We start from the raw sequence: 21,472 nt of genomic DNA, 5'->3' as shown, positions 1-21,472 counted from the left end.
AAGACTTACAGGAATCGGTTGGGATCGGTGAACTCCAGCGGGCAGCCGGTCGGCCGGCCGAGGACGATGTCGGCCAGCGCCTCCCCGATGCCTGTGGAGTGCTTGAACCCGTGGAAGTTGCAGCCGCCGCCGACGACCATTCGCCGGTCGCCGTGCGGGCGACCGAGGAGGAACTGCTTGTCGGGGGTGCGGCTGAACATGCCGACCTCGGTGCGCGAGGGCGCGGCGCCCATGCCGGGCACCGCCTCGGCGAGCAGGCCCGCGACGGCGGTCCAGTCCTCCGGGGTGACGCCGCGGTCGCAGTCGTCGGCGGCGGTGACCCGGAAGGCGCTTCCGCCGTCCTCCAGGCCGAGCTTGACGTCCGGTCCGCCGCGCGAGCCGTGGCCCCAGATGGCGCCGCGGCCGCCGAGCTCCCGCATGAAGGGCGGCAGCCGGTCGAGGGTGAACGGCGCGGGGTCGCCGACCGGCCGGAACCAGGTCTGCGGGACGCGTACGGTCTCCAGCGGCAGGCCGGGCACCAGGGTGTCCAGCCAGGGGCCGGCCGTCACCACGACCTGGCCGACCCGGAAGTCCCGCACCGGGGTGCGGATGAGGGCCCCGTCCGCGGTCAGCTCGATCGCGGTGACCCGGGTGTCGGTGAAGACCCGGGCGCCGGCCACGGCCGCCGCGCCGACGGCGGCGCGGATCGCCTCCTCGGGCCGGATCAGCCCGGCCTCCGGCTCGCGGACGCCGATGTCGCCGTCTTGGAACGCCGCGTGCTGGGGCAGCCGGCGACGCAGCTGATCGGCACTCAGGGTCTCGACGGGCAGGTCGTGCTCGCGGGCGGCGCGCAGCGAGCCGCCCGCGATCTGTCCGTCGGCGGGGCCCATCAGGACGGCGCCCACCCGGTCGAAGAGGGCACGGCCGGAGGCGTTCTCCAGCTGCTGCCACAGCTCCCGGGAGCGCTTGGCCAGCGGCACCAGGCCGGGGTGCTCCAGGCAGGTGACGCGGAACATCCGGGTGCCGCCGTACGACGCGCCGAAGGGGTGGCCCAGGCCGTACCGCTCGAAGCCGAGCACCCGCACGCCGCGCGAGGCCAGCTGCCATAGGGTCGAGGACCCCCAGGCGCCCAGCCCCACCACCGCGACGTCCGCGTCGGGCGCGCGAGTCATGCCGTGTGCTCCGGGCCGGTGAAGGCGGGCATCACGTGCTCGGCGAAGAGCCGCATGGCGCGCTCGGCGTCCTGGTACGGCATGTGGCCGGGGTTGAACTGGAGGCTGAGCGTCGGATCGGCGCCGAACCAGTCGACGAGCACGGCGATCTGCTCGCGCACCTCGTCCGGGGTGCCGGCCAGCACCTTGTTGTCGGCGTGCGACTGCCGGAAGTCGTACTTCCTGACCTTCTCGACGAACTTCTCGTAGCCCTGGTACGCGTCGCTGCGGGTGCGGCCCCAGCTCGCCACCGCCTCGGCCATGTGCTCGACGTAGTTGACCTCGAAGGTCTCGGCGAGGTCGAGCGCCTGCGCGCGGTCCTCGGCGACGTAGCAGGTGTACTTGATCTGGATGCGCGGGCTGCCCGGGTGGCCGGCCTCCCGCCAGGCCTCGCGGTAGCCGGCCAGCATCGACTGGAGCTGCTCACGGGAGGTCACCGACGGCACCACCTGGAGGTGGTAGCCGGCGCGTCCGGCAGCGGCGCACGAGTCCGGGCTCATCGCGGAGGCGATGAAGATCGGCGGGTGCGGCTTCTGGACGGGCTCCGGGAGCATCGTGACCGGGCCGAACTGCTGGAAGGTGCCCTCCCAGACCATGTCCTGCTCGGACCACAGCCGCCGGCAGACCTCGACGCCCTCAGTGAAACGCGCCCGGCTCTCGTCGATGTCGATGCCGAAGGCCTCGAACTCCTGCGGCAGGAAGGCGCGGCCGAAGCCGACGTCGAGCCGCCCGTGCGAGAGGTTGTCCAGCATCGCAAGCTTGCCGGCCAGCTTCAGCGGGTGGGTGAAGGCGGGGATGACCGCTCCGGTGCCGATCCGGATCCGGCTGGTGCGCGCGGCGGCCGCGGTGAGGAAGGTGACCGGGTCGGGCATGTAGCCGCCGTACGGGGAGAAGTAGTGCTCCACGCACTGGGCGTGCTCGAAGCCGAGCTCCTCGGCCAGGACCACCAGCCGCAGGGCCTCGTCGAAGTAGTCGCTCGCGCTCTTCTTCGCCGGGTCGACAACGGGAAAGAAATTCACGCCGAATTGCACCGTGACTCCAATGGCTTGCTGAGGGGTGACGGACACCGAAATGGGGTGCCGACCCGGGCACTATTGTGAAATGAGTTCCCACCAGGCCTTGAGGGTGGGCGCCGCGGTGAATTCGGCAATTTCGGTCCGGAGGCCGTTCCGCTGCCAGCCCGAAACGATGCCCATGACGCCGATCGAGTCGAGTCCGAGGTCCTGGAGATTCACGTCGTCCGCCACCGCGGAGGTGCTGACACCGAGCCGGTCGGCGAGCGCGCGCTGCAGCTCCGACTTGCTCCCCGGAATTACGCCCTGGTTACTCAATTTGCCACACCGCACCGTTCGGATCCGCCTGATGACTCAACTGGAATCACCCTAGCCGCCACCCCTAAAACGCCTCTTAAATGGGACTATGGGCGCCTTGCGCCGCAACCTAAAACGCCGGATTTTGACCGTGCCCTGATCCTTGTGGCTCCGCTAGCATCGCCAAGATATCAGCCCCGGAAACCATCGATCACGATGGCTGGAGAAAAGGACTGGAAATGCTGGACGGATGCGTTCCCTGGCCTGAGGCCACCGCGGCGGCGTACCGGGAGGCCGGGTACTGGCGGGGGGAGACGCTCGGGCGGCTGCTGCGCGACTGGGCCGCCGCGTACCGCGACCGGACCGCCCTGGTCGGCGGCGACCGGCGCGTGACGTACATCGAGCTCGACGGCTGGGCGGACCGGCTGGCGGCGGGCTTCGCCGCGCGCGGCGTCCGGCCGGGCGACCGGGTCGTGGTCCAGCTCCCCAACACCCCGGAGTTCGTCGCCGTCTGCTTCGGCCTCTTCCGGCTCGGCGCGCTGCCCGTCTTCGCACTCCCGGCCCACCGGCAGCACGAGATCAGCCACCTCTGCACGCACTCCGGCGCCGTCGCCTACGTGGTGCCCGACGTCCACCAGGGCTTCGACCACCGCGAACTGGCCACGCAGATCCGCGCCACCGTCCCGACGGTGCGCGAGGTGTTCGTCCTCGGCGAGCCCGGCCCGCACAGCTCGCTGGCGGAGCTCTCGGCCACCGAGGCCCCGGCCCGGCCCGAGGATGCGCCGGCCGGCGCGGACCCGGCGGACGCCGCCTTCTTCCTGCTGTCCGGCGGCACGACCGCGCTGCCCAAGCTCATCCCGCGGACCCACGAGGACTACACGTACCAGATCCGCGCCGCCTCGGAGGTCTGCGAACTCGACGGCGACACCGTCTACCTCGCCGTCCTGCCCATCGAGTTCAACTTCACCTGGGGTTGCCCGGGCGTGCTTGGCACCCTGAGCGCGGGCGGCACGGTAGTGCTGGCCAGGACGCCGAACCCGGACGAGTGCTTCGCGCTCATCGAGCGGGAGCGGGTCACCATGACCTCCTGCGTGCCGACCATCGCTCACATGTGGCTGGACGCCGCCGAGTGGAGCGAGCGGGACCTCAGCAGCCTCTCCGTGCTGCAGATCGGCAGCGCCAAGCTCCACCCCGAGGTGGCCGCCCGGATCACCCCGACCCTCGGCTGCCGGCTCCAGCAGGTGTTCGGCATGGCCGAGGGCCTGCTCACCTTCACCCGCTACGACGACCCGCTCGACCGGGTTCTCACCACCCAGGGCCGGCCCATCTCCCCCGCCGACGAGATCCGCGTGGTGGACCCCGAGGACCGGCCGGTGGCCCCCGGCGAGACCGGCGAACTGCTCACCCGCGGCCCGTACACCCTGCGCGGCTACTACCGCGCCGAGGAGCACAACGCCCGGGCGTTCACCGAGGACGGCTTCTACCGCAGCGGTGACCTGGTGCGCTTCACCGAGGGCGGCGACATGGTCGTCCAGGGCCGGGTCAAGGACATCATCATCCGCGGCGGAGACAAGGTCTCGGCCACCGAGGTGGAGCGGCACGTCACCGCCGCGCACGACGGGATCCAGCAGGCGGCCGTGGTGGCGATGCCCGACGAGCTCATGGGCGAGCGGGTCTGCGCCTTCGTCGTCCCGGTCGGCGAAGCTCCCCGGCTGCCCGAGCTCAAGCGCCTGCTGCGCGCCCGCGGGCTGGCGGAGTACAAGCTGCCGGACCGCATCGAACTGATCGACGCCTTCCCGCTGACCGGCCTCGGCAAGGTCGACAAGAAGGCACTCGCCGTGGAACTCGCGCAGCGCCTGGCCGCCGCCGACTGACCGCGCGCGCCCCGGCCGGGAGGGGCCGCCACCGGTGCGGCGGCCCCTCCCGCCGGGGCGCGCCCGCGTGCCCCGCCCCACCGGCCCCACACGCGGGCACCCATCAGCCCACGTCCCGCACGACGCGGGACGCCGTTCCGTCACATGGGGGTACCTCCGTATGCAGCAACGCTACGTCGTGCCGGGAGGCCGTCGAGGCAGCATCATCGGCGATCGCGAACTGGACGTCCTGGGACAGCTCGTCGCCTCGGACGCCCCGCTCTCCGCCGGGGGGTGGCGGGAGGCGTTCGAACAGGCCTTCGCCCGCCACGTCGGCGCCCGGCACGCCCTGTCGGTGACGAGCGGGACGGTGGCCCTGGAGATCGCCATCCGGCTGCTCGACCTGGCCCCGGGCGACGAGGTCATCGTCACCCCACAGACCTTCCAGGCCAGCATCCAACCGCTGCTCGACCTGGACGTCACCGTCCGCTTCTGCGACATCGACCCGCTCACCCTGAACATGGACCCGGCCGCCCTGGAGCCGCTGATCACCGACCGGACCCGGGCCGTGATCCTGGTCCACTACGGCGGCTGCCCGGCCGACATGGACGCCATCATGAAGCTCGCCCGGCCGCGCGGCATCGTGGTGATCGAGGACAGCGCCCACGCGCTCGGCGCCACCTACCACGGCCGCCGGCCCGGCTCGCTGGCCGACATCGCGACCTTCAGCTTCCACTCCACCAAGAACATCACCAGCCTCGGCGAGGGCGGCATGGTCACCCTCGACCGCGACGACTGGGCGGAGCGGGTGAGCCGATACCGCAACAACTCGGTGGACGGCGTCTACGTCCAGCGCGGGACGGACGCCTCGCAGGCGCCCGCCGCACTGCCCTGGATGATGTTCTCCGACGAGATCTACGACCGCGCCTGCGCCGGCATCCGCAACGCCGGCACCAACGCCACCATGTCCGAGGCGGCGGCCGCGGTCGGCCTGGCCCAACTGGACCGGCTGGACGAGCTGGTGGAGCGCCGCCGGTCGATCGCCCGCCGGCTGGACGAGGTCGTCGCGGCCTTCCCCGGTGCCTGGCCGCTCCTCGCGCCGGAGGGCATCGGCCACGCCTACCACCTCTACACCTTCCTGGTGGAGGACCGGGAGACCCGCGACGCCCTGCTGCGCGAACTCGACGAGCGGGGCGTGGAGGTCCGGCTGCGCTACTTCCCGCTGCACCTGACGCCGGAGTGGCGCTTCCGCGGGCACGGCCCCGGCGAGTGCCCGGTCGCCGAACGGCTCTGGTTCGAGCAGCACATGAACCTGCCCTGCCACCCGGGCCTGACCGACACCCAGGTCGACCACCTCGTCGACGCCCTGACCGCCGCCCTCACCGCCGTCACGGGCGCGGCCGCGAACCTCCGCGGCGGCACGGCCGCCGCGGTCTGACCGACCGACTCCGACCGACTGACAGTAGGAGCAACCATGCCTTTCATCGAGGTCAAGATCTTCGAACAGCGCCTGACCGAGCAGACCGAGCGGGAACTGGTCGAACAGCTCACCCAGGCGACGGTGAACGTGTTCGGCGAGTCCATCCGGGACCAGACCTGGATCGTCCTCACCCCGGTCCCCGCCCACCGCTGGGGCATCGGCGGCGCCACCCACCCCCGGCCCGCCGCGCAGGAGCAGGAGCCCCGGTCATGACGGCACCACAGACTGAAGCCGCCCCCAAGGCCGAGATCGGCCGGTGGAGACTGCTGAGCATGGCGCTGCCGCCGCTACTCGGCTTGGCCTTCGTCGCCATGACGCTCATCGTCAACGCGCCGGTCTCCCCCGCCCGGACCCAGGCGTACAAGGCGGTCGCGCCGGTCGCCGACACCTACTTCCGGCAGAGCTGGATGCTCCTCGCGCCGTACTCGGTGGACTACAACGGCGAGGTCCTCTACCAGGTCGAGTACGAGAACGCGACCGGCACCCACACCACCGAACCGGCCTCGCTGTCCCGCAAGATGGCCGGCACCGCCCGCGAGATCCGGCTCGCCCCGAACCGAATGGGCGCGGTCGGCCTCTACCTGGGCGTCGAGCTCGGCAGCCTGCACGAGAAGCAGGCGGCCGTCGACGACGCCCGCAAGAAGGCGCTCTCCGACTTCTCCGGCCAGCAGTACGAGCTGGACGCCCTGTGGGCGGCGGCCAAGACCGACACCGCCACCGTGCTGTCGCCGCTGGTGAACGAGCTGCACCTGGACGGCAAGGTCACCCGGCTGCGCGCCTACTACACGTACACGCCCGTCAAGCGCTTCGACGTGCGCAACTCCCCGGAGGACCCCCGCTCCGAGGTGTTCACCGACCTCGGGTGGTTCGACTATCGGCCTGGAGCCCAGCCATGGACAGACTGAAGAACTCCGCCGCGAACGCGCTGCGCGGCGTCTCCAGCCACCCGAAGTACCTCGTCGGACTCTCGCTCTGCCGCATCCTGCTGGGCCTGAGCACCACGCTGTACTACGTCTCCAACATCCCCTACCGGGAGTTCCTCTGGGGGCCGGACAGCTACTCCGGCTACGCCGCCTTCAAGACCCTGACCGAGGACAACCACATATTCTCGCTGTACGCGCTCAGCGACAGCAGCACCTGGTTCAACCTGGTGTACTTCGTGGGCCTGACGGTCTCGCTCGCCTGGACGGTGCTCGGCGCGCGCAGCCTGACGGTGCTGCACGCGGTCTTCATGACCTCCGTCTACCACCGCAACTACACGATGTGGGAGGGCGGCGACGCGCTCACCGGCATCGTGCTGATCCTGCTGATGGGCGCCACGGTCAACGCCCACTTCAGCCCGCTGGCCGGGCGGGTCCGCGCGCGGCTGGAGCGGCGCGTCGACCGACCGCACCTGCGGACCTCGCTGCACAACACCGTGGCCGTGCTGATCGTCTTCCAGGCGTGCGTGGTCTACACCGTCTCCGCGCTGTGGAAGGTGGCCGCGCCGCAGTGGCAGGAGGGCACCGCGCTCTACTACATCAGCCACGTCTGGCAGTACACCTACAGCTCGGCCTTCCCCGAGCTGATGGACAGCCTGGTGCTGACGGCGGTCGTCACCTACTTCACCATCGCGGTGCAGCTGCTCGCCGTCCCGGCGGCGCTCACCTCGCGGCGGTGGTTCCGCGAGGCGGTCGTCCTGGGCATCGCTGGCATGCACCTCGGCATCATGGCCGGCATGGGCCTGATGACCTTCGGCTTCGCCATGATGGCCATCGACGCGGTGATCGTCCGCGACGCCGACTACCAGGCGCTGTTCCTGCGGGTACGGCTGCTGCGCGAACGCCTGGCGGCCCGGCGCGGCGACCGGACGGCGGCCTCCGAGGAGCCCGCGGCCGAGGAGCTGAGCGCGGCCTGAGGCCGCTCCCCCGGACAACGAAGAGCCCGACCGGTCGGCCGACCGGTCGGGCTCTCGCCGTGCGCCGCGGGTGGGTCAGACCATGCCGCCGGTCACCCGCAGGTTCTGGCCGCTGACGAAGCCGCCGTCCGGGCCGCACAGGAAGGCCACCACTCCGGCGATGTCCGCGGGCTCACCGATCCGGCCCAGCGGCGTCATCTTCACGGCCAGCGCCAGGCCCTCCTGGGTGATGTTGGCCCGCAGCAGCTCGGTGTCGGTGGCCCCCGGCGAGATCGCGTTGACGGTGATGCCGCGCGGCCCGAACTCCTGGGCCGCGACCCGGGTGTACTGCTCGACGGCCGCCTTGCTGCCGGCGTGCAGCGACACTCCGGGCACCGGCAGGAAGGTGTTGGCGGTCGAGAGGTTGATGATCCGGCCGCCGTCGTTCATCAGCCGCGATGCCTCCTGGAGGGCAAAGAAGACGGCCCGGGCGTTGACCGCCATCGACCCGTCGAACTCCTCCTCCGTCACGTCCTCGATGCGGGTCGCGGTGGCCGCGGCGGCGGCGTTGTTCACCAGGATGTCCAGGCCGCCCAGCAGCCCGTGCGCCTCCCGCACGGCCCGGCGCACCTCGGCGACCTCGGTGAGGTCCACCCGGATGGCGTGCGCGGTGCGGCCCGTGGCCTCGACCGCCGCCACGACCTCCTTGGCCTCCGCCTCACGCTCGCGGTAGGTGAAGGCCACGTCGGCGCCCTCGGCGGCGAGCCGCTCGACGACCCCGCGGCCGATGCCGCGCGAGCCCCCGGTGACCAGCGCCTTCTTCTGGGAAAGAGTCATCATGTGTTCCTCGGTGTGCGGAAGCGAATGTGACGAAGCGGGGGCCGGCCTGGTGGCCGGCCCCCTCGGCCGGTCATCCGGCTACCTGGACGTCGAGGTAGGCCGGGTCCGGCGGGATGGACGACAGGTCGGCGACGAAGCGCACCAGGCCGTCCTCGCGGGAGATATCCTCGAAGCCGTTGAACTTGAAGGAGACGTACATCATCCGGTTGCGGTCAGTCGGCACGAAGTCCGCGATCAGCCGGGCGCCCGCGTCCCGGGCCCGCCGCTTGACGTGGTTGATCAGCACGGTACCCACGCCGCGCGACATCACCCGGCAGGACATCAGCAGCAGCCGGAGGTGCCAGTCCTCCGCCCCCTGCTCCACCAGGGCCAGCCCGATGGTGCCGTACGGGCCGTAGCGGTCGGTCAGCGAGGCGGTCAGCAGCAGATGCCGGTCCGAGGTGCGGAAGACGTCCAATTCCTCGTACGAGTAGGTGACGCCGGTCGTGTTCAACTGGTTGGTGCGGACGGTCAGTTCCTCGGCGCGCTGGAGGTCCGACTCGCTCGCGGGGGCGATCGCGAACCGCATGCCCAGGCGGGCCAGGAACTCGTCTTGGGCACCGTCGAACTTCTCCTCGACGTCCTTGCGGACCTGGTCCGCGCGGTACATCTCGCGGCGGCGCCGGGAGTCCTCGGTGGCGAACCGCGGCATCAGCTCCGGCATGCCCGTCAGTCCGGGCAGCTCGGCCGCGTCCAGGCAGCGCACCTGCGGGAGTTCGAAGGAGACCTCGTCCCGCTCGAAGGGCTGGTCGTCGATGAACGCGATCGTGTCCAGGCCGATGTTCAGCGCCTCGGCCACGGACCGCACGGACGTCGACTTGGCGCCCCAGTTGATCTGCGGGTGCAGGAAGTACTCGGCCAGGCCGAGCTCCTCGAGCCGGGCCATGGCGGCCTCGTGGTCGTTGCGGCTGGCGATCGAGTGCAGGATGCCGCGCTCGTCCAGGGTACGGATGGCCTCGGCGACGCCGGGCCGCAGCGTGACCTGTCCGTCCTCCAGCAGCACGCCGTCCCAGACGGTGTGGTCCAGGTCCCACACCACACACTTCACGGTCTTGCCGGTCGCGCTCATACGGCACGCTCCCGCAGGGCGGCCTGCGCCAGGTAGTCCTGCTGCACTTGGGTGCTTCCCTCGATGATTTCCATGATCTTCGCGTCCCGGAGCATGCGCTGGGCCGGGTGGCCCTCGGCGCAGCCCGCGGCCCCGAAGATCTGTACGGTGTCGGCCGCCGCGCGGAACGCCTTGACGGAGGCGAAGTACTTGGCCATCCAGGTCGCGTTCACCGTCGCCGGGTCGCCCGCGTCCTTCAGCTGCCCGGCCCGCAGGCAGAGCAGCCGGGCCGCTGTCGTGTCGGTGACCATGTCGGCGATCATGCGGCGGACCAGTTGGTGCTCGCCCAGCGGCTTGCCGAACTGGACCCGCTCGTCGGCGTGCGCCATTGCGGCGTCGGCGCACGCGGCGAGCAGGCCGACGCACCCCCACGCCACGCTGTAGCGGCCGATGTCCAGCGCGCTGGTGGCCACCGCCGACAGGCCGAATCCGGGCCGCCCCACCAGGGCCTCGGCCTGCACCCGGCAGTCCTGAAGCCGTAGTTCGGCCAGCAGGGAGGCCCGGGTGCCGAGCATGCCGGCGACCGGCACGACCTCCAGCCCGGGGGCGTCGCGGCCGACCAGGAACGCGGTGATCCGGTCGTCCAATCGGGCGAACACCAGGTAGACGTCCGCCCGTTGTCCGAAGGTGGTCCACTTCTTGCCGCCGGTGAGGGTGTAGCCGCCGTCCGGCAGACGCTTCGCGGTGGTGCGCAGCCGCCCGGCGTCGCTGCCGGCCTCGGCCTCGGAGAGCCCGAAGGCGCCGACGCTCTCGCCACTGGCGAGGCGGGGCAGCCAGTGGGCGCGCTGCTGCTCGCTGCCCCAGCGGGTCACCGCGTGCACCACCATACTGTGCACGGTCAGCAGACTGCGCATCGACGAACAGCCGTGGCCAACCGCCTCGTTCAGCAGCCCGAACGAGACCGCGTCGAGCCCGGCGCCGCCGTACTCCGGGGGCACCAGTGCGCCGAGGTGGCCGCGCGCGGCGAAGCCGGCGACGGCCGATTCGGGCACGGCCTGGTTCTCGTCCCATGCGCCGGCGTACGGGGCGATCTCCTTCGCCACGTAGGACCGGGCTTCCGCGAACATGCTCTCCTGCCGCGCCGTCAACTGCATCGTGCGTTCCCCTGTACTCGTCAGGCGGTCGGCGTGGCCGCGGCCTTGCGCGCCACAAAAGCGGCGACGGCGTCCACGCTGCGGAAGTTGTCCATCTCCAGGTCCTCGTCGGCGACCGGGGTCGCCAGCTCGCTCTCGACGAACATCACCAGCTGCATGATGAACAGCGAGTTCACGAAGCCGGAGGCGAACAGGTCGTCGCTGTCGGCGAGTTCGCGGTTGCGGACGTACTTGCCGATGAATTCCCTGGTGGCGGACTTGATGGCGTCCATCGGGACCTCTCTGTGAAGGGTGCAGGGTGGGCAGCGGGCGGGCCGCGTCAGGCGGCGGGCCGCCCGCCGTAGTCGTAGAAGCCACGGCCGCTCTTGCGGCCGTGCAGACCGGCGTGGACCATCCGCTGGAGCAGCGGGCAGGGCCGGTACTTGCTGTCGCCGAAGCTCTCGTGCAGGCCCTCGATCGAGAGCAGGATGGTGTCCAGCCCAATCAGGTCGGCCGTCTCCAGCGGCCCCATCGGGTGGCCGAAGCAGGTCTTGAAGATCCGGTCGACGTCCTCGACGGTGCTGACGCCGTCCTGGAGCAGAAAGACCGCCTCGTTGATGGTCAGCATCAGGACGCGGTTGGACACGAAGCCGGGCGCGTCGTTGACGACGATGCCCTCCTTGCCCATCGCCGCGAGCAGCCGCCGCGTGGTGTCGGTGGTCGCCTCGGAGGTGTGGTGCCCCCGGATGACCTCGACGACCGGCTTCTGCGTGACCGGGTTCATGAAGTGAGTGCCAACGACCCGGTCCGGGCGCGACACCGCGCCGCCGACCTTGGTGATCGGGATGCAGGAGGTGTTGACCGCGAAGACCGCGTGCTCCGGGCAGAGCCGGTCGATCTCCTGGTACACCCGGCGCTTGGTCTCCCAGTCCTCGGTGACGTTCTCGATGACAAAGTCCACCTCGGTGAACCCGCTGTAGTCGGTGGCGAAGGTGATCCGCTCCAGCACCTCGGCCAGCGGGACCTGCGGCCCGCCAGCGCCCAGCAGCCGCTGGAAGCGGACCTTCTGCTCGATCGCCGAACGGGCCCCCGCCAGCGCCTCCTCAGAGATGTCGACCAGGATCACCCGCAGTCCGTGCTGGGCGAGCACCAGGGCCACCTCACGGCCCATCACTCCGGCGCCGGCCACACCGACCACCCGCAGCGCTTCCATGTTCTCCTCCATGCCGTTGTCGTTCCGTTCGCGCTCCGCGCTGGCCGCCCGCCCGGCGGCCGTCACCGGGCCTCCGCCTTCGCCCGGTCCACGACCGTGGCCAGCTCGGCGACCGTCAGCGCGTTGAAGATGGTGCCGACGGCCACGTCGACGCCCAGCTCCGCGCGCAGCCGCGCGGTGAGCTGGATGCCCAGCAGCGAGTGCCCGCCGAGCTCAAAGAAGCCGTCGTGCACGCCGACCCGGTCCAGGCCCAGCAGGTCCCGCCAGAGCGCGGCCAGCGCGGTCTCGGTCTCCCCGCGCGGGGCGGTGTACGGGGTCATCAGGTGCGGCCGGGGGTGGGCGGGGCCGACCGGAGCGCCGCCGGCGGCGGCCTGCTGCGGCTGCTCGCCCTCGGCGATCACCTGGGCCCGCACCGCGTCCAGGTCCTGGGTGCAGACGGCGATCTGAGGGCCCGGGCCCGCCGCAACGATCCGGTCGAAGGCCGCCACGCCCTCGCCCGGCCGGATGCCCTGCTCCAGCTGCTGCCGCAGGAAGGCCACGCCCGGCGCCTCGCGCTCCGGCTCGGCCTTGGCAAAGCGGTAGCCGACGATCTCCTCGGAGCTGCCGTCGCGCAGGCCCGCCAGCCGCTCGGTGAGGTCACCGGTCCGCTTCAGGACGAAGCCCTCGACGACGACCAGCACGCGGCCGTCCTCGTCGGTGATCGTCACGTCGGCGGAGAGGGTCTCCAGCGCCGGGTCGTCGGCCACGGCGTAGCGGTGGTGGCTGTAGACGCGTGCGGTGAGCGGGGCGTACTGGGTGATGCGGCCGTAGGAGATCGGGATGCGGAAGTCCTGCGCCGCGTGCACGCCGACGAAGGCGGTGGCGAGGTCCATAAGCGACGGGTGGAGGGCCAGCTCCGGGACTTCCTGGGCGTACGGCTCCGGCAGGGCCAGCAGGGCCAGGTACTCCCGGTCGCCGGCGTACATCCGCTCCAGGCAAAGCGAGCGGCCGGAGAAGCCCATCGGGCCCTCGTGCACCGGGTTCTCCACCGGGCGCAGGCCGTCCGGCCCGGTCATGGCCGCGACGTCCAGGCGCTCGCCGACCGGCCCCGCTCCCCGGTCGCCGGCGGTCGCCGTGCCGGCCGTCGCAGTGCCGGTGGAGTTGAGCTGCCAGGCGGCCTTGCCGTCGTACCGGCTGACCACCGAGAAGGCGTAGTCCTCGCCGGTGCGGGCGAGCACCACCCGGACCTCGCGGGGCCGGTCCTCGTCCACCACGATCGGGGCGAAGAAGGTGATGTCGGACAGCTCCCGCAGCTCCCGGCCGGAGTGCTCGGCGACCGCCGCCCGGACCAGTTCCAGGTGGCCGGTGCCGGGGACGACCGGGTGGCCCAGCATCCGGTGCTCATCGACCAGCCAGCTGCGGTCGGCGCTGAAGTCGGCCGCGTAGACCGCGTGCCGCTCGGTGGCGGTACGGCGGCGCTGGAGCAGCGGGTGGCCGAGCTCGGTGGCCTGCGCCTCGGCGCCCGCGTCGGCCGCCGCGGAGCCGCCGACGGTGCGCTCGGCCATGCCGACCTCGCGCCAAGCGTCCCAGTTGACCGCCGTGACTGGCAGGTCGCCGAGGGCGTCGTGGTGGTGCGCCACCGCGTCCAGGAAGGCGTTGGCCGCGCAGTAGTCCACCTGCCCGAGCCCGCCGGTGACGGACAGCAGGGAGGAGCACAGGACGACGAAGTCCAGGTCCGCCGCGACCTCGCGGCAGGCCGCCAGCAGCGCCAGCGTGCCCTCCACCTTCGGCGCCAGCACCTCGGCGGCCGCCTGCGGGTCCTTGAGCTGCATCAGGCCGCCGCCGGGCACGCCTGCGGCGTGCACGACGCCGTGCACGGCCCCGAAGAGCTCCACGGCCCGGCGCATCGCCGCGGCCACGGCCGGGCCGTCGGTGATGTCGGCGCGGACGACCTCGACCCGGCTGCCGAGCGCCTCCAGCTGCCGCACCCGCTCGATCCGCCGCACCACCGCGGCGTCCGCCCTGGAGTCTGCGGCCAGGGCGTCCCACTCCTCGCGGGGCGGCAGCCCGTGCCGGCCGATCAGCACCAGGTTGGCGCCGGCCGTCCGGGCCAGGTGGGCGGCCAGCTCCAGGGCCATGCCGCCGAGGCCGCCGGTGATCAGGTAGGTGCCGCCGCGGCGCAGCCAGGGGTTGGCCTGCTCCGTGCCGTCAACCGCGGAGGGGCCGTCGACCGGAGCGGGCAGGAACACCCGCCGCCAGCGGCTGGTGCCACGCAGCGCGAGCTGGGTGTCGGTGACCGGCTGGTGCAGCTGCGCCACCAGGGCGTCCAGCGCCCGGGCCGGGTCGCGGCGGCTCGCCGGGGCGGTGAGGCTGATGTCCACGCTGCGGCAGGCGACGCCCGCCGACTCGCGCGGCCAGACCTGGGTGGGGCCCAGCAGCAGGGCCTTGAGCGGCTGCGAGTCGCTGCCCTGCCACGGGTGCAGGTCGCTGGAGACGACCGTGACGGCCACCTCCTCGGCGGCGCCGGTCGCGCCGAGCGCCTGGGCCAGGAACAGCAGGCTGTCGAAGGTGCGCCGGCGGAGTTCGGTAGGGGCCGGGCGGTCGTCCGAGCCGGTCACGCTCCAGCAGTGCACGATGTGCCGCGGCAGCGTGCCGGCGCGGTCGAGCTCGCGCAGCAGCGCGGCATAGTCCTCGGCCCGGTCCGGCCGTACGGTGTGGCGGCCGTTGCCCAGCGCCTGCCACGCGTCGCCGGGCCAGACGGTCACCACCCGGTGTCCGCGCTCGGTCAGCCGGGTGACGACGTGGTCGCCGACCGCCCGGTCGTCCAGGAACACGAGCCAGTCGGCGGGATCGCCGGCGGCGCCGGCCCCAGCGAACAGCGGCGGCAGCGGTTCCCAGCCCGGCACCGAGAACCACTCGGCGAGGTTCTCCCGGCGGACCAGCTCGGGGGCGGCCGCCGTCGTGGCCTGCTCGGTCTCCCAGCGCGGGGTGACGCGGTGTTCGCGCAGGTCTAAGGGGGTGGTGGGGAGGGCGACCCGGGCCGGGCCGCCCTCGATGGCGGGCCACTGCACCGGCACCCCGGCGAGCCAGAGCTTGCCGAGCGTGCCGCGCAGGAACCCGGCCGCCGGCCGCCGGTCGAAGGACGGGGGCAGGGTGGCGAGCACCAGCTGGGCCGCGGTGTCCTCGGCGGGGCGGTTGCGCAGGGCGATACCGCCCAGCGTGGCACCCGGGCCGATTTCGAGCAGGACCCGCTCCGGCTCAGACCACAGCTTCCGGACGCCGTCGGCGAACCGGACCGGCTCGCGCAGGTGCCGCGCCCAGTAGTCGGGGTCGGTGGCCTGCTCGTCGGTGATCCAGTCACCGGTCACGTTGGATAGGTACGGGACGGACGGCGGCTTCAGCGCGAAGCCCGCCACCAGCTTGGTGAACTCCTCGACGACCGGCTCCATCATGACGGAGTGGAAGGCGCGCGAGGCGTTCAGCCGGCGGGTGGCCACGCCTTCGGCGGCCAGGTCAGCCTTGACTGCGGCGATCGCGTCCGGCTCGCCGGACAGCACGCACAGCTCCGGCCCGTTGACCGCGGCCAGCGAGAGCCGGTCGCCGAGCAGCGGGCGGACCTTCGACTCGGGCAGCGGCACCGCGAGCATCGCTCCGGGGGCGAGCCGGCCGATCAGTTCGGCCCGCGCAGCCACGAGGGTCAGCGCGTCCTCCAGGGTGAGCACGCCCGACAGGCAGGCCGCCACGTACTCGCCCAGGCTGTAGCCGATCAGGGCGTCCGGCCGGACCCCCCAGTGCTCCAGCAGCCTGGCCAGCGCGTACTCCACGACGAACAGGGCCGGCTGGGCCTGCTCGGTCTCGCTCAGCCCCGCCGCCGGGTCCGCCCCGCGGCCGAGCAGCCGGCGCAGGTCGGGGCCCTGCCCCGGCTCGTCAGCAGAGGCGGAGGCTGAGGCGTCGACGGGGGCGGGCCCGGGGTAGAGCGCGGCGTGCAGGTCGATGCCGGAGCGCTCCTTCAGCAGGGCCGCGCAGCGGTCCACCTCGGCGCGGAAGACCGGTTCGGTCTCGTAGAGTTGACGCCCCATCTGCGGGTACTGGTCGCCCAGGCCGGTCAGCAGGAGAGCGACCGGCGGGGCCTCGTTCGCGGCCTGCCCGGCGAAGAGGGCGTCGGCGGAGGCGCCGCGCAGCGCGGCGGCGGCCCCGTCCAGGTCGCGGGCGACGGCGATCCGCCGGTGCGGGAAGTGGCCGCGGCCGTGCTGGAGCGTGCGGGCGACGTCGGCGAGCCGCAGTGTGGGGTGGTCGGCAAGGTGGGCGGCCAGTTGCTCGGCGGCCTGCTCGGCGCCCTCCGGGGTGCGGGCGGACACCGGCAGCAGCTGCCAGCGGCCGTCAGGCTCGTCCGCCGCGTGGACGGCCGGCTCCGGTGCCTGTTCCAGGACGACGTGCGCGCCCGTGCCGCCCAATCCGAAGGAGCTGACCCCGGCCCGCAGCGGGCCGGATCCGGCCGTCCACGCGGTGAGTCGGTCGTTGACCCGGAACGGGGTGCGGGAGAAGCGGATCCGCGGGTTGGGCCGCTCGTAGTGCAGGGTCGGCGGCAGCATCCGGTGCTGGAGCGAGAGGACGGTCTTGATCAGACCGGCGATGCCGGCGGCGGCGTGGGTGTGCCCGATGTTCGTCTTGACGGAGCCGAGCGCGCAGTCTCCCTCGCGCCACCCGGCGGCGCGGAAGGCGCGGTCGAGCGCGTCGATCTCGATGCGGTCGCCGAGCGGCGTGCCGCTGCCGTGCGTCTCGACGTAGCCGATGGTGTGGGGGTGGACGCCGGAGCGCTCCAGCGCGGTGCGGACAACCTCGGACTGGCCCTGCACGCTGGGGGCGGTGAAGCCGACCCGGTCGGCGCCGTCGTTGCCGACAGCGGAGCCGAGGATCACGGCCCGGATCGGGTCGCCGTCGGCGATCGCGTCGGCCAGCCGACGCAGCACCACGACGCCCACGCCGTCGCCGATGACGGTGCCCTCGGCGGCGGCGTCGAAGGCGCGACAGTGCCCGTCGGAGGAGAGGATGCCGCCGCGCTGGAAGACGTAGCCCCGCTGGTGGCCCGAGCGGACGGTGGCACCGCCGGCCAGCGCGGTGTCGGACTCGCCCGTGAGCAGGCTCTGGCAGGCGAGGTGCACCGCGACCAGCGAGGTGGAGCAGGCGGTCTGCACGGTCACCGACGGGCCGGTCAGGCCGAGCTTGTACGAGACGCGGGTGGCCAGGTAGTCGCTGTCGTTGGCGACGTCGCGGGCGAACTCCGCGCCCCCGTCCCCGTCGGTGCGCACGTGCTGGAGATAGTCGCTGCGGTAGCCGCCGGCGAAGACGCCGACCTTGCCGTCGAGCCGGTCGGGGCGGCGTCCGCTGTCCTCGATGGCCTCCCAAGCGCACGTCAGCATCAGCCGGTGCTGCGGATCCATGATGTCCGCTTCCCGGGGGTTGACGCCGAAGAAGCCCGCGTCGAAGCCGAATTCGTCGTTCAGCACGGCCTGGGCCGGGACGAAGTCGGGGTCGGCGCGCAGCGCCTCCGGCACGCCCGCGGCCGTCAGCTGCCCGTCGTCGAAGAACGTGACGCTCTCGGTGCCGTCCCGCAGGTTGCGCCAGAACGCGCCCGGTCCGTCGGCGCCGGGGAACCGGCAGCCGATGCCAACCACCGCGATGCGGTTGTCGGGGGCGCCGGCGGTGGCCATCTCGCGTCGACTCATCGCTGCCCCTCTCCTCCTTCGGTGTGGGGGGCGAAATCCAGCCCCAGGTCCAGTGCGGGCGCCGAGTGGGTCAGCGCACCGACGGCGAGCAGGTCGACGCCGGTGCGGGCGTACGCGGCGGCGACGTCGAGGGTGAGCCCTCCGGAGGCCTCCAGGCGAGTGCGGGTGCCCGCGGCGTCGCGGCGTCGGACCGCCTCGGCACACTGCTCGACGGTGAAGTTGTCCAGCATCACCTCGTCGGCCCCGAGGGCCAGCACCTCGTCGAGCTCGGCGAGGGTGGTCACCTCGACCTCGCAGGGCAGGCCTGTGGCATGGGCGCGGGCGGCCTGCAGCGCGGCGCCCGCCGATCCGGCGGCGACGATGTGGTTGTCCTTGACGAGGATCGCGTCGCCGAGGCCGAGGCGGTGGTTCTCGCCGCCGCCTCGGCGCACCGCGTACTTCTCCAGCAGGCGCAGGCCCGGCAGGGTCTTGCGGCTGTCGCGGACCGTGCAGTGGGTACCCGCCAGCGCGTCGGTCCAGCGGGCCGTGAGGGTGGCGATGCCGGAGAGGTGGCACAGCAGGTTGAGCATGGTGCGCTCGGCGACGAGCAGTTCGCGGGTCGGGGCGGTCACGCGCATCGCGACGTCACCGGGGCCGAGCCGGTCGCCGTCCGCGCGGCACTCGGCGATCTCGAACCGCCCCCCGGTGACGAGGTCGAGCACGGCCAGCGCCACCGGCATGCCGGCCAGCACTCCCGGCTGCCGGGAGGCGACGACCGCCGCGGTGACGGCGTCGGCGGGCACGGTGGCGTCGGTGGTGGCGTCGGCGCCGTAGCGGAGATCCTCCTCCAGCGCGGTGACGACCACCCGGCGGGCGTCCTCGGCGTCGATGCCGGCGGCGCGCAGGCGCTCGTCGGTCGCGGGCGACCAGGCCTGGGCGATCATGCTGCTCCTCCCACGGGAACGGGGTGGTGGACGGCCGGTCGTCCGGTGGCCGCGTCCAGCCGTACGGTCGTCGAGCGGCCCCAAGCGATGTCGTCGCTGCCGGGGAAGTCGGTGCGCACGTGGCAGCCGCGGGTCTCGCGGCGCTCGGCCGCGGCACCGAGGAGGGCGTCGGCCACCAGCGCGAGCGCCGCGTCCTCGACCGCCGGGGCCGAGTCGAGCGGGCGCCGGTGGGCGGCGGCGATGGTGGCGGCGGCCTCTGCCAGGCCGTCCGCGGTACGGCCGATGGCCGCGTGACGGCTCATCGCCCGTTGTAGCACGGGGCGGTCCGCCACCGCCGCGACGGCCGGGCGGTCCGGCCAGAGCGCCGTGTCCCGGGCGATCGGGGTGCGCTCGCGGAGGTCGGCCGCGACCGCCCGTGCCGCCCGCTCCCCCACCACGAGCCCTTCCAGCAGGCTGTTTGAGGCGAGCCGGTTGGCGCCGTGCAGTCCGGTGCGGGCGACCTCGCCGGCCGCGTACAACCCGGGTACCTCGGTGCGGCCGTCGACGCTCGCCACCACACCTCCGCACGAGAAGTGGGCCGCGGGTGCGACCGGGATGGGCTCGCGCGCCGCGTCGACGCCGGCGGCGGCGCACATGGCGTGGACGGTCGGGAAGCGGCGCCGGAAGGCCTCCGGCCCGAGGTGGGTGGCGTCCAGCAGGACGTGGTCGCTGCCGGTCTCCGCCATCCGGCGGGTGATGGCGGCGGACACCACGTCGCGCGGGGCGAGGTCGGCGAGCGGGTGCACGCCGGTCATCACCCGCTCGCCCCGGGTGTCCAGCAGGACGCCGCCCTCGCCGCGGACGGCCTCGGTGACCAGGGGCCGGCGGCCGCGCGCACCGGGGCCGGTGAACAGCACCGTCGGGTGGAACTGGACGAATTCGAGGTCCGCCAGGCTCGCTCCGGCGCGCAGCGCCAGGGCGAGTCCGTCGCCGGTTGCGCCCTCCGCGTTGGACGTCGCCTGGTAGAGCTGTCCGAGGCCGCCGGTGGCCAGCAGCACGGCCGGGGCTGCGATCAGGCCCGGCACGGCCGCCGGGTCCAGCACCGCGAGGCCCGCCACCGCGCCGTCGGGCGTGCGCAGCACGTCCAGGGCGGTGTGCCCGGTCAGCACGATGACCCGGCGGTCGCGGGCGGCCGCCAGCAGGGCCCGCTCGACCTCGGCGCCGGTGGCGTCGCCCCCGGCGCGCAGGATGCGGAAGGCACTGTGGCCGCCCTCGCGGGTACGGGCGAGGGCGCCGTCGTCGCCGGTGTCGAACCGGGCGCCGGTCCGGCGCAGCCGCTCGACCGCGTCCGGACCGTGCGCGACGATCAGTTCGACCGCGCCGTCCTCGCAGAGTCCGGCGCCGGCCACGTGGGTGTCCTGCGCGTGCCGCTGGACGGTGTCCCCGGGCTCGTGCGCGGCAGGCAGAACCACGGCCACCCCACCCTGGGCGTGGCGGGTGTTGCCGTCCTCGGGGGCACCCTTGGTCACCACCAGGACCCGCAGCCCGAGTTCGACGGCGGTCAGGGCGGCGGTCAGGCCGGCGACGCCGGTCCCCACCACCACGAGGTCCGCGCGGGCCTCCCAGCGCGGGTCGGTCATTCGCCACCGCCCGGCCGGCCGATGGCGATCATCCGCTGGACGGACTCCCGGCCACGACCGGCGACCTCCGGGTCCACGTGCACCTCGTCCGCGCCCTCGCGCAGCGCGCGCAGCAGCGCGGCCGGCGTGATCATCTTCATGTAGCGGCAGGAGGCGCGCTCGTTGACGGCCCGGAAGTCGATCTCCGGCGCTGCCTTGCGCAGCTGGTGCAGCATCCCGATCTCGGTGGCCACCAGGACGGAACGCGCCCCGGTCTCGCGCGCCGCGTCGAGCATCCCGCCGGTGGAGAGGATCTTCACCCGCTCCTGGGGCACGATGCCCTCGCCCGCGAGGTACAGCGCGGAGGTGGCGCAGCCGCACTCGGGGTGGACGAAGAGCTCGGCGTCGGGGTTGGCGGCCGCCCGGTCGGCCAGCTCGGCACCGTTGATGCCGGCGTGCACGTGGCACTCACCGGCCCAGATGTGCATGTTCGTGCGGCCGGTCTCCCGCTTGACGTGGGCGCCGAGGAACTGGTCCGGGCAGAAGAGCACCTCGCGGTCGGCCGGGATCGACTCGACCACCTCGACCGCGTTGGAGGACGTGCAGCAGATATCGGTTTCCGCTTTCACCTCGGCGGTGGTGTTCACGTACGAGACCACCACCGCGCCCGGGTGCTCGGCTTTCCACGCCCGCAGCTCTTCGGCGGTGATGGAGTCAGCCAGCGAACAACCGGCCCGGGCGTCCGGAATGATGACCCGCTTCTCGGGGGCCAGCATTTTGGCCGTTTCCGCCATGAAGTGGACGCCGCAGAAGATGATGGTATCGGCGTCGCACTCGGCGGCGATCCGGCTCAGTCCGAGAGAGTCGCCCACGTGGTGTGCGATTTCCTGGATCTCCGGGAGCTGGTAGTTGTGCGCGAGAATCACCGCATTGTGCTGCTCAGCGAGCCGCAGTACCTCGTCGCGCCAGGCCTCGTCGGCCACCACCCCTCCGTACGGGGTCAGATCACCCTCCGGGTGCTCCCCTTCGGACGAGGCCACCACGGGAATCACTTCCGCCGTCATCTGTTCAAGCCCTTCCAACCGAAAGCCTGGCGAACGAATTCGTCTGAGGTGAACAACGTATTCCGGCGCCCTAAAACCGACCTTAAAGCTCGCCGTTCTGCCGGATATCCGACGCTAAAGAAGTACGAAAATCCCCCCAGACCCGAGGAATATCGCGCCGAATGGGGCGTTAGCATGACGGCATATCACGTGACTCACGG

Annotated in this window: 17 protein-coding genes; 5 read left to right on the top strand and 12 right to left on the bottom strand. The window is 72.6% G+C overall.

Annotated features, from left to right (window positions below):
* Positions 1 to 5: 5 nt before the first annotated feature.
* From solA to ACIRRH_RS39130, 3 genes are all read right to left on the bottom strand, one after another.
* Positions 6 to 1,151 carry an N-methyl-L-tryptophan oxidase gene (gene solA, locus ACIRRH_RS39140; protein ID WP_403077360.1) on the bottom strand — a complete coding sequence of 382 codons (1,146 nt, stop codon included), beginning with the start codon at positions 1,149 to 1,151 and terminating at the stop codon, positions 6 to 8.
* The gene (locus tag ACIRRH_RS39135; RefSeq protein ID WP_403077357.1) at positions 1,148 to 2,209 is read right to left on the bottom strand and encodes an LLM class flavin-dependent oxidoreductase; all 1,062 of its coding nucleotides are present in this window, start codon (positions 2,207 to 2,209) and stop codon (positions 1,148 to 1,150) included. The genes solA and ACIRRH_RS39135 overlap by 4 nt, the downstream gene beginning before the upstream one ends.
* A 72-nt stretch (positions 2,210 to 2,281) precedes the next feature.
* Positions 2,282 to 2,521, bottom strand: a complete 240-nt coding sequence (locus ACIRRH_RS39130) for a phosphopantetheine-binding protein (protein ID WP_403077355.1) — start codon at positions 2,519 to 2,521, stop codon at positions 2,282 to 2,284.
* Positions 2,522 to 2,739: 218 nt separating this feature from the next.
* Between ACIRRH_RS39130 and ACIRRH_RS39125 the strand changes: the two genes are divergently transcribed.
* The 5 genes from ACIRRH_RS39125 (at position 2,740) to ACIRRH_RS39105 (ending at position 7,730) form a co-directional block, all read left to right on the top strand.
* Positions 2,740 to 4,374 (top strand): (2,3-dihydroxybenzoyl)adenylate synthase, encoded by a 1,635-nt coding sequence (locus ACIRRH_RS39125; RefSeq protein ID WP_403077353.1) that lies wholly within the window; start codon positions 2,740 to 2,742, stop codon positions 4,372 to 4,374.
* A 160-nt stretch (positions 4,375 to 4,534) separates the two neighbouring features.
* The gene (locus tag ACIRRH_RS39120; protein ID WP_403077351.1) at positions 4,535 to 5,791 is read left to right on the top strand and encodes a DegT/DnrJ/EryC1/StrS family aminotransferase; all 1,257 of its coding nucleotides are present in this window, start codon (positions 4,535 to 4,537) and stop codon (positions 5,789 to 5,791) included.
* A gap of 36 nt (positions 5,792 to 5,827) precedes the next feature.
* A complete protein-coding gene (locus ACIRRH_RS39115) occupies positions 5,828 to 6,046 on the top strand; it encodes a 4-oxalocrotonate tautomerase family protein (RefSeq protein ID WP_403077348.1) in 219 nt (72 codons plus the stop codon).
* Positions 6,043 to 6,738 carry a DUF5819 family protein gene (locus tag ACIRRH_RS39110; protein WP_403077345.1) on the top strand — a complete coding sequence of 232 codons (696 nt, stop codon included), beginning with the start codon at positions 6,043 to 6,045 and terminating at the stop codon, positions 6,736 to 6,738. Before ACIRRH_RS39115 ends, ACIRRH_RS39110 begins: the two co-directional genes overlap by 4 nt.
* A complete protein-coding gene (locus tag ACIRRH_RS39105) occupies positions 6,726 to 7,730 on the top strand; it encodes a hypothetical protein (RefSeq protein WP_403077343.1) in 1,005 nt (334 codons plus the stop codon). Before ACIRRH_RS39110 ends, ACIRRH_RS39105 begins: the two co-directional genes overlap by 13 nt.
* A gap of 75 nt (positions 7,731 to 7,805) precedes the next feature.
* On the opposite strand, the gene ACIRRH_RS39100 is transcribed toward ACIRRH_RS39105, so the two are convergent.
* From ACIRRH_RS39100 to nadA, 9 genes are all read right to left on the bottom strand, one after another.
* A complete protein-coding gene (locus ACIRRH_RS39100; protein WP_403077341.1) occupies positions 7,806 to 8,546 on the bottom strand; it encodes an SDR family NAD(P)-dependent oxidoreductase in 741 nt (246 codons plus the stop codon).
* Between the two features lie 73 nt (positions 8,547 to 8,619).
* A complete protein-coding gene (locus tag ACIRRH_RS39095; RefSeq protein ID WP_403077338.1) occupies positions 8,620 to 9,657 on the bottom strand; it encodes an HAD-IIIC family phosphatase in 1,038 nt (345 codons plus the stop codon).
* Positions 9,654 to 10,790: an acyl-CoA dehydrogenase family protein gene (locus tag ACIRRH_RS39090; protein WP_403077336.1), complete on the bottom strand. Its 1,137-nt coding sequence runs from the start codon at positions 10,788 to 10,790 to the stop codon at positions 9,654 to 9,656. The genes ACIRRH_RS39095 and ACIRRH_RS39090 overlap by 4 nt, the downstream gene beginning before the upstream one ends.
* Before the next feature lie 20 nt (positions 10,791 to 10,810).
* Positions 10,811 to 11,062, bottom strand: coding sequence for a phosphopantetheine-binding protein (locus ACIRRH_RS39085; protein WP_403077334.1), 252 nt, complete (start codon positions 11,060 to 11,062; stop codon positions 10,811 to 10,813).
* 47 nt (positions 11,063 to 11,109) lie between these two features.
* The gene (locus ACIRRH_RS39080; RefSeq protein WP_403077332.1) at positions 11,110 to 12,048 is read right to left on the bottom strand and encodes a 3-hydroxyacyl-CoA dehydrogenase family protein; all 939 of its coding nucleotides are present in this window, start codon (positions 12,046 to 12,048) and stop codon (positions 11,110 to 11,112) included.
* Positions 12,045 to 17,687: an SDR family NAD(P)-dependent oxidoreductase gene (locus ACIRRH_RS39075; RefSeq protein WP_403077330.1), complete on the bottom strand. Its 5,643-nt coding sequence runs from the start codon at positions 17,685 to 17,687 to the stop codon at positions 12,045 to 12,047. The genes ACIRRH_RS39080 and ACIRRH_RS39075 overlap by 4 nt, the downstream gene beginning before the upstream one ends.
* Entirely contained in the window at positions 17,684 to 18,610 is a 927-nt protein-coding gene (gene nadC / locus ACIRRH_RS39070; protein WP_403077327.1) for a carboxylating nicotinate-nucleotide diphosphorylase, read from the bottom strand. The genes ACIRRH_RS39075 and nadC overlap by 4 nt, the downstream gene beginning before the upstream one ends.
* Positions 18,607 to 20,229: an L-aspartate oxidase gene (locus tag ACIRRH_RS39065; RefSeq protein ID WP_403077324.1), complete on the bottom strand. Its 1,623-nt coding sequence runs from the start codon at positions 20,227 to 20,229 to the stop codon at positions 18,607 to 18,609. Before ACIRRH_RS39065 ends, nadC begins: the two co-directional genes overlap by 4 nt.
* Complete coding sequence (gene nadA / locus ACIRRH_RS39060) at positions 20,226 to 21,272, bottom strand: quinolinate synthase NadA (RefSeq protein WP_403077321.1); 1,047 nt, start codon at positions 21,270 to 21,272, stop codon at positions 20,226 to 20,228. The genes ACIRRH_RS39065 and nadA overlap by 4 nt, the downstream gene beginning before the upstream one ends.
* Positions 21,273 to 21,472: the final 200 nt, after the last annotated feature.

This window comes from Kitasatospora sp. NPDC101235, from assembly GCF_044767505.1.
Lineage (GTDB): Bacteria > Actinomycetota > Actinomycetes > Streptomycetales > Streptomycetaceae > Kitasatospora.
This window is presented reverse-complemented; position numbering and strand designations above follow the sequence as displayed.

What these genes read in the sequence shown, in the direction of transcription:
- solA (WP_403077360.1), bottom strand. Translation starts at nt 1,151, where the DNA reads ATGACTCGCGCGCCCGACGCGGACGTCGCGGTGGTGGGGCTGGGCGCC.
- ACIRRH_RS39125 (WP_403077353.1), top strand. Translation starts at nt 2,740, where the DNA reads ATGCTGGACGGATGCGTTCCCTGGCCTGAGGCCACCGCGGCGGCGTAC.
- ACIRRH_RS39120 (WP_403077351.1), top strand. Translation starts at nt 4,535, where the DNA reads ATGCAGCAACGCTACGTCGTGCCGGGAGGCCGTCGAGGCAGCATCATC.
- ACIRRH_RS39115 (WP_403077348.1), top strand. Translation starts at nt 5,828, where the DNA reads ATGCCTTTCATCGAGGTCAAGATCTTCGAACAGCGCCTGACCGAGCAG.
- ACIRRH_RS39110 (WP_403077345.1), top strand. Translation starts at nt 6,043, where the DNA reads ATGACGGCACCACAGACTGAAGCCGCCCCCAAGGCCGAGATCGGCCGG.
- ACIRRH_RS39105 (WP_403077343.1), top strand. Translation starts at nt 6,726, where the DNA reads ATGGACAGACTGAAGAACTCCGCCGCGAACGCGCTGCGCGGCGTCTCC.
- ACIRRH_RS39100 (WP_403077341.1), bottom strand. Translation starts at nt 8,546, where the DNA reads ATGACTCTTTCCCAGAAGAAGGCGCTGGTCACCGGGGGCTCGCGCGGC.
- ACIRRH_RS39095 (WP_403077338.1), bottom strand. Translation starts at nt 9,657, where the DNA reads ATGAGCGCGACCGGCAAGACCGTGAAGTGTGTGGTGTGGGACCTGGAC.
- ACIRRH_RS39090 (WP_403077336.1), bottom strand. Translation starts at nt 10,790, where the DNA reads ATGCAGTTGACGGCGCGGCAGGAGAGCATGTTCGCGGAAGCCCGGTCC.
- ACIRRH_RS39085 (WP_403077334.1), bottom strand. Translation starts at nt 11,062, where the DNA reads ATGGACGCCATCAAGTCCGCCACCAGGGAATTCATCGGCAAGTACGTC.
- ACIRRH_RS39075 (WP_403077330.1), bottom strand. Translation starts at nt 17,687, where the DNA reads ATGAGTCGACGCGAGATGGCCACCGCCGGCGCCCCCGACAACCGCATC.
- nadC (WP_403077327.1), bottom strand. Translation starts at nt 18,610, where the DNA reads ATGATCGCCCAGGCCTGGTCGCCCGCGACCGACGAGCGCCTGCGCGCC.
- ACIRRH_RS39065 (WP_403077324.1), bottom strand. Translation starts at nt 20,229, where the DNA reads ATGACCGACCCGCGCTGGGAGGCCCGCGCGGACCTCGTGGTGGTGGGG.
- nadA (WP_403077321.1), bottom strand. Translation starts at nt 21,272, where the DNA reads ATGACGGCGGAAGTGATTCCCGTGGTGGCCTCGTCCGAAGGGGAGCAC.